This is a genomic window from Streptomyces sp. NPDC002446, assembly GCF_053595675.1.
On sequence record NZ_JBSFYC010000010.1, the window covers coordinates 93860 to 107384 of the forward strand.

Below are 13525 nucleotides of genomic sequence, written 5' to 3' on the forward strand. Positions count from 1 at the left end.
GCCCAAGTACCGCTCCAGATGACGACAGTGCGTCAGGTCATGTCCGTGGCTGGTCAGTTGAGTGAAACGGCGGCAGCCAGGCGGGCGGCGATATGCCGTATCAGGCGTTCCAGGTCGGCGCAGTACACGGACGGGTTGGCGAATCCGCCGGCTGCGGGTCCGCCGTTGGGCGCGCGGTAGCGGTGGGCGTAGTTGCCGCCGCCGCACACCTCCACCAGGGCGCAGCGCCGGCACTGGGCGGCGAGCCCGTCCCGGCCGCGCTGGCGGGCGGCCAGGCCGGGGTGCGCCAGGGCCTGGTCGAAGGTGTGCCGGAAGACGTCGAGGCCGGTGGCGGCGGCGCCCTCGTAGGCGGATTTGAGCGAGTCGACCTGTTCGATGGCGCCGTCGGTGTCGACGACCAGGGCGACGACCGGGGAGAGGCCGACCGCCTCGCTGGTGCTGGGGCGGCCCAGCAGGAGGCCGAGGATCTCGGTGAACACCCGCACCCGGGGCCCGGGGCCGCCGTCCCACCACAGGTCGAAGACCGTGCACAGCCAGTCGCCGTACGGCGAGCGGGGGCTCCTCCCAGAGACCGCCGGGGGAAGTCTGGACCAGTTGGCGTGCGGCAGCAGGAAGTCGAGCATCGGGGGGTCCAGTGCGCGCAGCGAGCCGTAGACCTCCGCGGGATCGGCGGTGACGTCGATGGTGCACAGGATGCCGGCGAACACGTCGGGCCGGCCGTGGAGCAGGGCTGCGGCGCGGGAGACCGCGGGCCAGGAGGGCCGTCCGGCGTGGTCGAGGCGGCGGCGGTTGAGGCCGGGGGTGCCGCCGTCGAGGCTGAGGCCGATCCGGAATCCGGCCGCGCCGAGCGTGTCGATCATGTCCCGGGTGAGCAGCGTCCCGTTGGTCTGCACGCCGAATTCGGCGGTGCAGCCGGCGGGCAGCGCGGCGCGGACGGCGGCGGCCTGGGCGAGCAGCGGGCCGGGGCCGGTGAGCAGCGGCTCCCCGCCGTGCAGATCGACGCGGATCTCGCGCAGCCGGTGGGTGCGGGCGTGCTCGGCGATGCGCAGGGCGGTCTGGCGGACGGTGGCGTCGGCGACGGTCCGCGGGCGCTCGCGCCAGCTGTGGTCGGGTCCGGCGTAGAGGTAGCAATAGGTGCAGGCGAGGTTGCAGCGGCTGTGGACCTTCAGGACGAACTGCCGGAAGGGCACGCCGGTGGTGCGGCCGGTCCTCTCCCCCGCCACGGCGTCGCCCCCTGCACCCGTCCGTCGTCATCGGGGCATGGAGCGGCCACCGCTGGCCGTCCGCTCCCGCCCGCTGTCTGGTACATGGCTCCGCCACCGATCGAAGAACCGATTCTCCTCGACAACTGGCCGATTTCCTTGCGCGTTTGCCCAAAAAACACCTGCCACGCCCTGGGCCCCGGGGTGCGCCCTCCGGTCGTCAGCGCAGGAGCTTTCCCGGGCCGTCCTCGTAGTAGGCCACGGCGTCCTGCCCCGTGGGCCAGTTGCGCAGCAGCAGCGCCGCCACCTCTCCCAGCACCGCATGGTCCGTCCGCACCGCCAGGGCACCCACGTCGACCCCGGCGAAGTCCGGCAGCGGCTCGGCCGACGGCCCGGACGGGGCGGCCGCAGCCGGTTCGGTGCGGGGGGTAGTCGCCACGCTGCTTCTCCTCTGGCCGGCTGGACGGTGGTGTTCCCGAACTGCTGTCCACAGAAACACGCCGGGCGGCGGACGGCCAGGCGGCCGGCCGGGCGCGGCAGGGGCTCCGGGTGCTCAGGCCGTGGACTCCAGGGCGCGCATACGGGCGCGGGTCCGCCGGGCCTCGGGGCCGGGGGACCCGTCGGCGCGCTGCCACTGCTCCCAGCTCTCGCGGTAGGCGTGCAGTGCGGAGCGGGGGCCCGCGGTGACCTCCAGGACCTCCCCGCGGCGGTGGTGGGCGCGGGCGGCCAGCAGGGGGCTGCCGGCCCGGCCGGCGGCCGCGGCGGCGCGGCGGTAGCAGGCGGCGGCCCGGTCGTGCCGTTCCCGGGAGTCGAAGCGGCGGTCCAGCAGGAGCTGGACATCGCCCACTTCGAGCCAGGCCTCGGCGCAGACCGCGTCCGGTACGTCGGCGCCGCGGGCGGCCAGCTCCAGGATCCAGTCGGCCTCGTGCAGATCGGCGAGCGAGGGCTGGCGTTCGTAGCGCAGCCGCAGGGCACGGCCGAACAGCAGCCGGTGGTTGCCGAGGTCGGGGTCCTGGGGCGCGACCCTGGCCAGGGCCTCGCGCAGGACGTGGACCGCCTCGTTGGCCAGCCGCTTGCCCATTTCGCCAGGGGGCTCCGACCGGGCGCGCAGCAGCAGCGCCGCGCCGCGTTCGGCGAGCAGCGAGCTGTGCTCGGGCGAGTCGGGGGCGGTCAGGCGGAGCGCGGCGGCCAGCGCGGCGATCGCGGCGTCCAGGGCGGCCGGCGCTCCGGTACGGGTGTGGACGGCGCGCTGGGCGTCGGCGATCCGGCGCAGGCTGTCGGCCTCCAGGGCCGCGTCGCCCAGGGCGTGGGCCATCTCGCGGGCGCGTTCGAGGGTGGGCAGCACGGACGGCAGTCCCCCGCCGGCGTTCATCCGGCGGGCCGCGGCCAGGTCGAGCAGGGTCTCGCAGACCAGCCGGTCGGCGGCGCTGCCGCGGCGGCGGAGCAGGACGGCGGCGGTGTCGAGGTCGTCGGCGGCGCGTACGGCGAGCGCCTCGGCGGGGTGCGTCCCGTCCGGGTGGCCGGCGGCCCGGCGGGCCTGGTCGAGCAGCACCCCGCCCCGGGCGGCGTAGACCTCGCCGGGGACCTGCTCGCCGGAGGGCCACTGGTCCAGGAGGGTGGTCAGGGAGCGTTCCGCCTCGTCGAGGGGGTCGCCGGAAGGCCGTCCCGTTCCGTCCGCGGGGGTGGCGGGGGGCTCGGGCAGCGCGGCCAGGCGGCGCAGGACTTCGGTGCGCAGCACCATGCTCTCCAGGACACGGGGGTCGAGCAGGCTCATCAGCCCGCAGGCGGCGTGCAGATGACGGGCGGCGTCGGTGAGCGCGGCGCGCTCCTCGTCCGGTGTGCCCTCGGCGCGGCGTTCCCGGGCGCGGGCGTGCGCGACCCGGCCGAGCACGATCAGCGCCCGGGTGCGCTCGGCCGCCCCGGTGGCGTCGACCGCCTCGCCGGCGCCCGCCGCGGCGGCCCCGAGCGCCGTCCGGGCCGCCCGCTCGGCCTCCTCCAGGGCGTCCGGCTGACGCCACTTGGCCCAGGCGTGCAGCAGGGCACGGGCGAGGTCGGTGCCGGCCGGCGGCAGGCGTTCGGCTGCGGCGCGCAGCAGGCGGACGGCCTCGATCAGATCGCGGACCGCGCGGTCGTGTTCGTAGCGCTCCAGCAGGGCCGCGCCCTCGGCGGCCGGGCCGTCGGAGCCGTAGGGGCGCCGGTCGGGCGGGCGCAGCGCGGGTTCGAAGCGGCGCAGTACGCGTTCGGAGACCCGGGCGAACGGTTCGGGGACGGCGCGCGGGCCGGTCTCCGGTTCGCGGGCGCTGCCGGAGAGCATGGCGACGGCGACGGCCGGGAAGTTGCGGGCGCTGCGGCCGAAGGTGCGCTCGATGTACAGCGAGCAGTGCTTGAGGACCAGGGCGGCCTCGCCCGCGCTGAGCCGGCCGAGGAGCTCATCGCGTACGCCGGGCACGAACTCGTACCACGGGCCGCTGTCCCCGGACGGCCTCCGGTCCGGCGGGAGTTGCGCCACCAGCCCGCTGAGCAGCACCTCGGCCAGCTCCGCCGGGCCGGTCTGCGGCAGCATCGCGCGCTGGACGAGCTGGATGACGGGCAGCGCGAGCGGCACGGCCGAGAGGTGGACGGCGAGCAGCCGGGCGGCGGGCGAGGCCTGCTGGTCGAACTCGCGGACCATACGGGCGGGTGCGCCGCGCTCGGGTGCCGGCGGCGGGCCGGCCGCGGGCTCGGCGCCGTGGTCGGCGCGTACGACGCAGGCGGCGCCGCGCAGCGAGAGGCCGGCGTCGGCGGCGGCCAGCCGGGCCCAGGAGCCGAGGGCGGAGGGGGTGGCGGACAGGACCGGGACGGCGCGTTCGCGGGGCGCGGCGGGCGGCGTGCCCGGTGCGGACGGACGGCGGCGGCGCCGGGCGGGCCGGAAGTCGAGGGCCTGGTAGGGGCCCTGGCGGCGGACGAGGGTGCCGGCGACGGCGGGCAGCAGCGTGCGTGCCCACATCCGCTGCGGCAGCGGCTGGACGACGGCGAGCGGGGCGTCGGCCGCCCAGCGGTAGAGCAGCCGCTGCATCCGGCCGTCGCGCCACAGGGGGCCGGCGCAGTCGCTGATGACGAGGGTGAGGTGGTGGCCGGTGGGGTCGTGCAACTGGTCGGCGGGGCGCAGCGGCCGGCCGGGGCCCGGCAGCGCGGCGACGCCGACGTCCGGGCCGTGCGGGTGGAGGTAGTGCACCGTGACGTCCCGGAACGCGCCGACCCGCTCACAGACCTGGCGCAGGTCGTGCAGCATCTGCTCCCAGACGGCCATCGAGGACGAGCCGTCCATCAGGAGCCGCAGGGCGGCCGCGCGGCGGTGCACCCCGCGCAGCACCGGGATGATCGTTTCGGCGTGGGCGGAGAGCTCGGCGGTGGCCGGCTCGTCCAGCGTGCGGCGGACGGGGGCGGCCGGCGGGCGGTAGCGCTGGACGGGCCGCAGCGCGCGCTGGAGCGGCAGCAGTCCGGGGAACGCGGAGGCGATCGGGACGGCGACCTCGCCGAGGCGCTGACGGTCCGGGTCCGGGACGCTCGCCCACTGCCCCACGAGCGCGGGGGCCTCCCCCGTGTCCTGAGGGGGCAGCAGCTCCGCGACGCGCCGGACGCCGTCCCGGGGCGCGGGCGCGTCCCCGGCCGGGGACGCGGAGCCGTCCGCGGGCGCCGGTGTGCCGTCCGGGGAGTGGTCCGCGGATGCGGCCGGTCCCACCCGGAAAGTGGCCGGATCTGTAGGGTCGGGGCGGTCCGGGCGGCCGGTCTCGGCCCGGTCGCCGGCCGGCGGCTCTTCGGGGGTGATCCACTGGGCGAGCCACAGGGTGTCGGCCATCGAGCGGGCATCGGCCGGCAGCCCCGCCGCGGTCAGCCGGGCGACGAGCTCGTCGAGGGGGCCTGGGCCGGGCTCCCCGGGGGGCACCGCACTCACCTCGTCCGATCGAGAGGCCGCATCAGCTCCGCCGTCAGGCGCCGTCGGGTCTCCTCCTCGTCCTGGTCCGTCCAGCCGGCCTTCTGCGTGAGGTGGATGGCGTTGAAGAGCTGGTCGACGGCGCGGACATCGCCGGGCTCGCGGTCCAGGAAGCGGTCGATCACCGCTTCGTAGCGCTCGGCGGCGCCCTCGCCGAAGTGGGCCCGCACCATGGCGGCGAGCCGCTCCTTGTCGGGGACCGGGATGTGGAGGTGGATGCAGCGGCGCAACAGGGGCGCCGGGAAGTCCCGTTCGCCGTTGCTGGTGAGGACGATGAAGGGGAAGGCACGGCAGCGCACCCGCCCGTCGCGCACCGTCACCCGGGCACCGTCGTCGCTGAGCACCTGCACCTCGGGGGCGGATCCGGCCAGCCGCTCCAGCTCCGGGATCCTGAACTCCCCTTCCTCCAGGACGTTGAGGAGGTCGTTGGGAAGGTCGATGTCGCTCTTGTCGAGCTCGTCGACGAGCAGGACGCGGGGCCGGGCGGCGGGCAGCAGGGCCGTGCCCAGCGGGCCGAGGCGGATGTAGCGGCCGATGCCGCCGCCGGGTTCGTCGGCGGGGTCGGGGCCGGCCGCGGCACCGCCGTCCACGGCGGACGGGGCGGCACGGGCGATCTGGAGGTCCTGCAGGCGGCCGATGGCGTCGTAGTCGTACAGGCCGTCGCGGAGCGTGCTGCGGCTGACGACCGGCCAGCCGAGCACCCGGCCGAGGCCGAGTTCGTAGGCGACCGAGTGCGCCAGGGTGCTCTTTCCGCTGCCCGGCGCGCCCGTCACCAGCAGCGGTCTGCGCAGGTAGAGCGCGGCGTTGACCAGCTCCCGCTCGGTCTCGCCGGGGCGGTGGTGACTGGCTTCCCGGTGCTGTACGCCGAGCCTGCGCTCGGAGGCGGGGTCGAGGGCCGCGGGCGGCGCCACGAGGGGGCCGCCGTCGAAATCGCGCCATGGGGGCGGCGGCGGAAGCTGCTCGATTCCGTCGTGCGGTGCCCCCGCGCCACGGTAGATGAGCCAGTCGCTCACGTCGGAACTCCTCGTCGCCGGCCGGCATCGGTCAGGAGCGATGGATCAGGGAGGACCGCCGGAGACGTCGGCATCCGCCCCGGCCTTCCCCCGCGTCCGCCACGCACACTCACGCCATCACGTCATCACGTCATCACGAACAAGTCTTCCACGACGCTATGACAGTACCCATCCGTACGGAAGCGCACGGGGCGGTTTCCGGTCTCACGCTGGGGCATCGGGGGGCGCCAAGTGCCGTGTACGGGGCGGGACTTGCCGGTGCCGCCGGATGCGGCCCTACGTGCGGCGACGCGAGCGGAGGGGCCGGGGGCGGGCGCCGGGCGCATGCGGGGCGTGCGGGGCGCACAGGGAGTCCGCGGCGGCGCGGGGCGGCGCGGGGCGGGCTCATCGCGGCGACACCTGGGGCCGGTCGGTGAACAGCGGCGGTATCGGGTCCAGCGGATCGTCGTAGAGGAGCACCAGGTCGCGGGCCCAGTGCGCGCCCTCCCCGGCGGCCTCGGCGGCCTTTGCGCGCAGCTGTCTGACCAGCTCGGGGAGGCGGGTCACCCCGCCCGGCCCCTGGAGCAACTCCCGTACTCCGCGGTGGAATTCCTCGCAGGAGGCATCGCACTCCCGCTCCTCCCCGTGGCCGCGGGCCGACCACAGCCCGGCCGGGAAGCCGGTGTCCAGGGCGACGCCGACCGCGTCCCGGCCGAACCCGTCGGCGACCGTGTGGCACAGGGCGGGCAGCGCACCGTCGTCCGCGGTCTCCAGCAGCCGCCAGACCGCTTCGGCGGAGCCGCCAGCGGGGCGCGCGCCGGCGCCCGTGCGCGGCGGCAGGCGCAGCGCCCGCAGTTCGGGGGCGGTGGTGATGCCCTGCCAGCGGCGCAGCCAGGCCGGATCGACCTGGTCGCGCCGCCCCTGGTCGCGCAGGACGACCGCGCGCCCGGGGCCGACCGGCCGCAGCCGGGCGGTGCGCCGCATCGAGGCGGCGACCTCCCACTGGCCGGCGGCCGTGTGCCAGCGCCCTTCGGGGACGGCGACCTCCAGGCGCACCCGGGCGCCCGGCCCGGCGTCGCCGTCGGCCCGCAGCAGCCGCCCGCCGAGCCGCCGCAGCACCTGCTCCCGCGCCTGCTCGAAGGGCACTCCGCCGGCCGACTCCTGTACGTCGACGCGCAGCCACCGGCCCTGGCCGTAGCCCTCGCTGACCGACCAGTTGTACAACTCATGGCCGTTCTCGTCGTAGAACAGCGGCTCGAACTCGACCAGTACGGAGCGCGGCCGGCGGCGCACCGGGCCGATCCGCCGGCGGTCCTGCGGCTGCAGCACCACGGCCTTGGCCTGGACGAACTCCGCGAGCCTGGCGGCGTCTTCGCGTACCGCGTCGGCCTGCTCGCCCGGCACCTCGCGCAGGTCGTCGGCGGTCGTCTGGGCCACGATCCGCAGATAGTGCACGAAGGCGCGCAGCTCCGTGTACGGGTCGCTGCCCTGGTAGAGCGCGCCGTGGCCGTCCCGCCAGGTGCGCAGCGACCAGGCGCCGGGCCGGTCGCCGCGCTCCAGTACTTCGCCGACGGCGGCCTCCACGACCAGCGGGTCGCGTGGTGCGGGCAGCCGGGCGAGCAGGTCCAGCGCCTGCAGCCGCTCCTGTACGCCCCACAGCCGGCCGCGGCCCGCCATGATCGCGTGCTGGGCGTCGAACCAGGTGGGCCCGCCGGCCCGGCCGAGCTCCTGGCCCGCCCAGTGCCAGCGGTCGTGCAGGGCCATCAGCGCGTGGTAGGGGTCGGGGCCCAGGCCCTCGGCGCCCGCGACCAGATGCTCGGGGCCCAGCCCGCGCAGGGCGGTCACCGGCACCGCGAGTCCGACGTGGTCGTGCTGGTGACGGCCCTTGACGATGCCGACCACCTCGCCGCGGTCGCAGTCGATCAGCGGCCCGCCGGAGGCTCCGTGGGTGACCCGCACATCGCTGCCGAACTGCAGACCGCGGGCGTCGCGCGCACCGAAGCGGACGGCGATGAAGGGGTCCACGGGGGCGCCCGGGGCACCGGGAGCGCCGGGCGCCGCCCCGTTGGCGGCGTGCCCCAGGCCCGACTCGCGTACTACGCGTTCGCCGGACCGGCCCGGCTCCGGCTGCTCGTGCCCGCGGAAGATGTACGCGTCCTCCAGGAGCGTGGCCGGCTGGTCGCTCAGCCAGGCGCAGGGGTGCTCGGTCTCCGCCTCCAGCAGCCGGACCAGGGCGAGGTCGGCGCGGGGCGCGGCGGGGCCGGCCGCCGGGTCGGGCCGGTTCAGGTCGTACGCCAGCCGCGCCGCGGCCACCCGGCCGCCGAACGCGATCCCGAAGACGCCGTCGGGGCCCGTCTCCCGGCGCCGGCCGTCGTCGGTCGCGAGCACATGGGCGCAGGTCAGCACCCATCCCGGCGCGATCAGCACACCGCTGCCCCACAGCCGGGCATCGCGCGCTCCGGGCGCGGCGCGCAGTCCGACGGTGGCGCGTCCGGCGTGGTCGAGGAGCTGGGCGTAGCGGGCGCGGTCACCGCGGGCGGCGACGGGTGGCTCGGGGGGCGCCATCAGCGGCCCGAATCGTCCGGCCCCCGGCCCTCGGCCGCCCGCGGCCGGTGCCGCTCCTGCGGTGGCGGCGCGCCGCCGTCGTGCCGCCAGGTGAGGGTGACGGAGAGGTTGGCCTTGGCCTCGCCGTCCGCGAGCAGGGCGACGGCCTTGCCCGGCTTGGCCGACAGCTCCACCCCGAAGGTCACGCTGGTCTCGTCGGGCGCGACCCGCTCGGCGGCCTGGCGGACGCTGCTCGCGACCCCGCCGATCACCTCGCGGAGCCCCTCGACCCGGGCGCCGAGCGCGTCCCAGGCGCCGACGTCCTCGAAGTCCTCGTCCGCCGTCCCGTCGGCGCCGTCCGCCCCGTCGAGCCCGGGGGCGTCCAGCCGGGAGACCCGGGCCCAGACCTCCGTGCCATCGGGCAGTTCGATGCGCTGTGCGCGATCGTGCATCACGGCCTCCTGCTCCCCCTGGACGGCAATTCCCCGATTGCCGCAGGACCGTTGACAGGTGATCAGGCTAGCCCTCGGGCGCCTGTGGCGCGAGAGGTCGGTGGGCCTGCCTATCCTGGCCGGGAATGTCCCATGACCCCTGGTGGAGAGCGCGTGTATTTCACTGACCGTGGCATCGAGGAGCTGGAGAACCGGCGCGGCGAGGAGGAGGTCACCCTCGGGTGGGTGGCCGATCAGCTGCGTACGTTCGTCGATCTGAACCCCGACTTCGAGGTACCGGTGGAGCGGCTGGCCACCTGGCTGGCGCGGCTGGACGACGAAGAGGACGAGTAGGAGCGAAAGGGGCGGGGTGCGGGCGCCGCCGGCGGGCGGCGGGCGGCGGGCGCCACCTAAGGGTCGCGGCGCGTCATCTCCGGGCTGTCTCAGGGTCGGTGCCGCTTGACTTCCGCAAGCCGCGATATATCGTGTTCAACGAGGACGCGATATGTTGCGTTGCACGGCTATCCAGGGGAGGCCAGGAATGTCAGCCCGGACCGAGTGGTCGCAGAATCCGATGCAGGTGGCCGAACCACGCACACTGGAGATCGCGGATCCCTTCGACGCACTCAACGTGCGCGTGGTCGGCGGCGCGGTCAACGTCGTCGGCACCTCGGACGACGGCCCCGCCCGCCTGGAGGTCAGCGAGCTGCACGGCCGCCCGCTGACCGTCTCGCTCAGCGACGGCACGCTGTCCATCGCGTATGACGACCTCCCCTGGAAGGGCTTCTTGAAGTTCCTCGACCGCAAGGGGTGGAACCGCAGCGCGGTGATCTCGGTGACGGTGCCGACCGCCACCCGCGTCGAGGTCGGCGTGATCGGCGCGACCGCGGTGATCTCCGGCATCGCCGGGCGTACGGACGTGCGCGGCGTCTCCGGCGGCACCACGCTCGTCGGACTGACCGGCGCGGTGCGGGCCGACACCGTCTCGGGCGACGTCGAGGCGCAGTCGCTCGCCGGCGATCTGCGGTTCAACTCCGTCTCGGGCGATCTGACGGTCATCGACGGCGCGGGCGGCGGGGTGCACGCCGACTCCGTCAGCGGCGACATGGTCCTCGACCTGGCCCCCGCCAGGGGCGCCGACATCAGCCTGACGACCGTCTCCGGCGAGGTCGCCATCCGGCTGCCCGACCCGGCCGACGCCACGGTGGACGCGAACACCACGTCGGGCACGGTCTCCAACGCCTTCGACGATCTGCGGGTCAGCGGCCAGTGGGGCGCGAAGAGGATCACCGGCTCGCTGGGCGCGGGCACCAGCACGCTCAAGGTCACCACCGTCTCCGGCGGTCTGGCCCTGCTGCGCCGCCCCGCCTTCGAGGACTCCCCCACCCCGCCCGCCGAGAAGAAGGTGCGCTGACATGTCTCCCGTCTTCGCCCATGGCCGCCTCCGGCTCTACCTCCTCAAGCTGCTCGACGAGGCCCCGCGGCACGGCTACGAGGTCATCCGCCTGCTGGAGGAGCGCTTCCAGGGCCTCTACGCCCCCTCGGCCGGCACGGTCTACCCCCGGCTCGCCAAGCTGGAGGCCGAGGGCCTGGTGACGCACGCGACCGAGGGCGGCCGCAAGGTCTACTCGATCACCGACGCCGGCCGGGCCGAACTCGCCGACCGCGGGGGCGAGTTGGCCGATCTGGAGCTGGAGATCAGGGAGTCGGTCGCGGCACTCGCCTCGGACATCCGGGAGGACGTGAGCGGTTCGGCGCGGGATCTGCGCCGCGAGGTCCGGGCGGCCGCCCAGCAGGCGCGCGCACAGGCCGGCGCGGCCGGGGCCCGGAAGGCCGGGAGAAGCGGGCAGCAGGGCTCCCGGGGCGACGACTCCCCCGGCCCCTACCCGGACTACTCCGACTACTTCGACGCCGCGTTCGGCGACAAGGAGTCCTGGCGGCAGGCGAAGGAGGAGTTCCGGCGCGCCAAGGACGAGTGGAAAGAGCAGGCGCGGCGGGCGAAGGAGGAGAGCAAGCGGGCCAGGCAGGACGCCCAGCGGGCCCGTAAGCAGGCCAGGGACGCGCAGGCGTTCGCCCGCGAGGAGGTCCAGCGGGTCGTCAAGCGCCTGCAGGAGCAGACGCAGGGGGCGGTGCGGTCCGGCGACTGGTCGGGGGCGGTGCGCGAGGCGCTGGCCGAGGTGTCCCGCGAGGTGGGCCGCTTCACCGGCGAGTGGTCGGGCGAGGGCCGGTCCGGCGAGCGGAACGGCTCCGGGTCCGGCGGCGGGGACGAGGCGGCCCGGGTGACGGTCGAGCGCGTCGACCTGGCCAAGGACGACGCCCGGCAGGACGCGCAGGAGGCGCCGCCGGCCCCGGAGTGGGCGAAGGAGCCGGCCAGCGGCGATCCGGCCCGCGACTTCGACCGGCTACTGGACCGCTTCCGCGACGATCTGCGGGACGCGGCGCGCGACCACGGCGTCACGGCCGACCAGCTCACGGAGTCCCGCCGGCGGCTGTCCGCGGCCGCCGCGCACATCGGCGCGCTGCTGCGCCATCCGGAGCGGCACGGGTCCCGTACGGACCCGGACGCGTAACCCAGCGGAAGCAGGGGCGGGCGCGCAGGGACCGCGCCCGCCCCGACGGGCGGCCGAAACCGACCCCACCTCCAGCAGACCCCTTACGGGCCCCAACAGGCCGCCAGCTACACAGAGTTGCCATCTGCGTGCTGGATTCACGCGGCGTAATCGGGGAAGGCAGTATTTCGCACGGCTTTTCGTCCGGCACCGGGTTCCAGGGAGCCCCAGCTGCCCGACTCCGCGGACCGACGGCCGTGTTCCGGACTACCACCCCTCTCCCTGTCTGCGCACGCATCGTGAAGGCCATGAGGTGAAGCGATGTCCGAATACCATTCGGTCGCCCGCCGGATGTGGCACCTGCTGGAGCCCCTGCACGCCACGCTGTACTTCGCCCCCGAGGCCCGCCAGGTCGCCGCCGACCTCGGCTACGACATCGGCTCCCGCTGGCCCAGCTACTTCGCCTGGCGCACCGCCCCGCTGGGCGCTGCCGGGCCCGATCTGGTGGCCGCGACGTACTACACCTTCAGCCCGCGGATGATCGCGCAGCACGTCCCGCGGATCTGGACCGTCGCGGAGCCGGCCAAGGTGCTGGACGCGCGGCTGCTAGCCATGGACCGCGCGCTGACCGCCCTCATCGGCCGCCGGCTGAGCCGCGCACAGCTCATGGAGGCGGCCCGCCTGGCGCGCCAGGCCGCCGAGAACGCCGGCCCGGCCGCCCGGCCGCTGGCTGCCGCCAACCGCGATCTGCCCTGGCCGGACGCACCCCATCTGGTGCTCTGGCAGGCCGCGACGGTCCTGCGCGAACACCGCGGCGACGGCCATCTGGCGGCCCTGCTGACCTGCGGTCTCGATCCGTGCGAGGCCCTGGTGTCGTTCGCCGCGATCGGTGCCGCGCCGGCCGCGGACTTCGCGGGACGCGGCTGGAGCGGCCAGGAGTGGAGCGAGGCCCGCCGCCGCCTCGCCGCCCGCGGCTGGATCGCCCCGGACGGCACCGCGACCGAGCGCGCCCGCACGGAACGCGACGCGATCGAGCGGATGACGGACCGGCTGGCGGCCGGCCCCTGGCGGGCCCTGGGCCACCCCCGCGCCGAACGGCTGGCACAGCTGCTCCACCCCGTCCTCGGCGCGGTCTTCGAGGCCGGCTACCTGCCGCGCCACAACACCCTGGGCATCGGCACGCTCAAGGTGGGCTACCCCTAGGGTCTGTCCGACCCTGACCCATAGGACGGTCCCCAGGGTCATTCCCCGGACAGCGAGATCAGCGCCGCCACCCCGTCCGTCCGCAGTTCGGCCGGCTCCTGAGCGTCCGTCAGCAGTGCGGCGTCGAAGCGCTCCAGGCGCACCCCGGGGTCCGTGCGGAGCCGGGTGTGCCCCTCCAGCGCGACCACGACAGCGGCCTCGTGCCCGTCGGCTCCTGGCGCCGGCCGCCGGCCCGGTGCCACCACCCGCGTCCCCCGCACCAGCTCCACGGTCGCCGCCGCCCGCCCCTCCCGGAGCATCACATTGAGGTTGACGACCGGGCCGGCCAGGAGCCGGCAGTCGGTGACGGCGGCGCCGGGGAAGGGGAACGGGCGGTGGCGGCCCGGCAGGAGGTGCGCGGTGCCGTCCACCGTGAGCTCCAGCCCGGCGCCGTCGACGACGGTGAGGATCCGCCGGACGCCGGGCAGCGGCGAGTACGGGCCGTCCCGGGTGACATCGGCCAGGCTGACGCGCCAGGCGAAGGCGTCCCAGCCCGCGCCCGGAGGGTGGGCGGCCACCTCGCGGGTCACCCCGCCGCCGTTGCTCCACGGCGCGGCGGCCCGCCCCGCCGCCCGTAGGATCCGCATGTTCC

11 protein-coding genes are annotated in these 13525 nt (G+C 75.8%); 4 read left to right on the forward strand and 7 right to left on the reverse strand.

Annotated elements, in window-relative coordinates; translation table 11 throughout:
• Positions 1-53: 53 nt before the first annotated feature.
• The 6 genes from ACWD6P_RS08615 to ACWD6P_RS08640 all read right to left on the reverse strand — a co-directional run bounded on the left by ACWD6P_RS08615 (position 54) and on the right by ACWD6P_RS08640 (position 9163).
• Positions 54-1223, reverse strand: a complete 1170-nt coding sequence (locus ACWD6P_RS08615; protein WP_451443290.1) for an FxsB family cyclophane-forming radical SAM/SPASM peptide maturase — start codon at positions 1221-1223, stop codon at positions 54-56.
• 199 nt (positions 1224-1422) lie between these two features.
• Positions 1423-1641, reverse strand: a complete 219-nt coding sequence (locus ACWD6P_RS08620) for a YxD-tail cyclophane-containing RiPP peptide (RefSeq protein WP_451443291.1) — start codon at positions 1639-1641, stop codon at positions 1423-1425.
• 114 nt (positions 1642-1755) lie between these two features.
• The gene (locus ACWD6P_RS08625) at positions 1756-5127 is read right to left on the reverse strand and encodes an SAV_2336 N-terminal domain-related protein (RefSeq protein WP_451443292.1); all 3372 of its coding nucleotides are present in this window, start codon (positions 5125-5127) and stop codon (positions 1756-1758) included.
• A 5-nt stretch (positions 5128-5132) separates the two neighbouring features.
• The gene (locus ACWD6P_RS08630) at positions 5133-6188 is read right to left on the reverse strand and encodes an AAA family ATPase (RefSeq protein WP_451443293.1); all 1056 of its coding nucleotides are present in this window, start codon (positions 6186-6188) and stop codon (positions 5133-5135) included.
• A 384-nt stretch (positions 6189-6572) separates the two neighbouring features.
• Entirely contained in the window at positions 6573-8732 is a 2160-nt protein-coding gene (locus ACWD6P_RS08635) for a VMAP-C domain-containing protein (RefSeq protein WP_451443294.1), read from the reverse strand.
• Positions 8732-9163 (reverse strand): CU044_2847 family protein, encoded by a 432-nt coding sequence (locus tag ACWD6P_RS08640; protein ID WP_451443295.1) that lies wholly within the window; start codon positions 9161-9163, stop codon positions 8732-8734. The genes ACWD6P_RS08635 and ACWD6P_RS08640 overlap by 1 nt, the downstream gene beginning before the upstream one ends.
• A 153-nt stretch (positions 9164-9316) precedes the next feature.
• Here ACWD6P_RS08640 and ACWD6P_RS08645 point away from each other — a divergent pair, with 153 nt between their 5' ends.
• The 4 genes from ACWD6P_RS08645 to ACWD6P_RS08660 all read left to right on the forward strand — a co-directional run bounded on the left by ACWD6P_RS08645 (position 9317) and on the right by ACWD6P_RS08660 (position 12894).
• Positions 9317-9496: a DUF6104 family protein gene (locus tag ACWD6P_RS08645; protein WP_451443296.1), complete on the forward strand. Its 180-nt coding sequence runs from the start codon at positions 9317-9319 to the stop codon at positions 9494-9496.
• A gap of 187 nt (positions 9497-9683) precedes the next feature.
• Positions 9684-10556: a DUF4097 family beta strand repeat-containing protein gene (locus ACWD6P_RS08650; RefSeq protein WP_451443297.1), complete on the forward strand. Its 873-nt coding sequence runs from the start codon at positions 9684-9686 to the stop codon at positions 10554-10556.
• Position 10557: 1 nt separating this feature from the next.
• Positions 10558-11712, forward strand: coding sequence for a helix-turn-helix transcriptional regulator (locus ACWD6P_RS08655; protein ID WP_451443298.1), 1155 nt, complete (start codon positions 10558-10560; stop codon positions 11710-11712).
• 300 nt (positions 11713-12012) lie between these two features.
• The gene (locus ACWD6P_RS08660) at positions 12013-12894 is read left to right on the forward strand and encodes an SCO6745 family protein (RefSeq protein WP_451443299.1); all 882 of its coding nucleotides are present in this window, start codon (positions 12013-12015) and stop codon (positions 12892-12894) included.
• Between the two features lie 38 nt (positions 12895-12932).
• Here ACWD6P_RS08660 and ACWD6P_RS08665 read toward each other — a convergent pair whose 3' ends face one another.
• Positions 12933-13520, reverse strand: a complete 588-nt coding sequence (locus tag ACWD6P_RS08665; RefSeq protein ID WP_451443300.1) for a HutD/Ves family protein — start codon at positions 13518-13520, stop codon at positions 12933-12935.
• Positions 13521-13525 lie beyond the last annotated feature (5 nt).

Excerpts from the sequence above, each read along its gene's own strand:
- ACWD6P_RS08635 (WP_451443294.1), bottom strand. The coding sequence starts at position 8,732 with ATGGCGCCCCCCGAGCCACCCGTCGCCGCCCGCGGTGACCGCGCCCGC.
- ACWD6P_RS08640 (WP_451443295.1), bottom strand. The coding sequence starts at position 9,163 with ATGCACGATCGCGCACAGCGCATCGAACTGCCCGATGGCACGGAGGTC.
- ACWD6P_RS08650 (WP_451443297.1), top strand. The coding sequence starts at position 9,684 with ATGTCAGCCCGGACCGAGTGGTCGCAGAATCCGATGCAGGTGGCCGAA.
- ACWD6P_RS08655 (WP_451443298.1), top strand. The coding sequence starts at position 10,558 with ATGTCTCCCGTCTTCGCCCATGGCCGCCTCCGGCTCTACCTCCTCAAG.
- ACWD6P_RS08660 (WP_451443299.1), top strand. The coding sequence starts at position 12,013 with ATGTCCGAATACCATTCGGTCGCCCGCCGGATGTGGCACCTGCTGGAG.
- ACWD6P_RS08665 (WP_451443300.1), bottom strand. The coding sequence starts at position 13,520 with ATGCGGATCCTACGGGCGGCGGGGCGGGCCGCCGCGCCGTGGAGCAAC.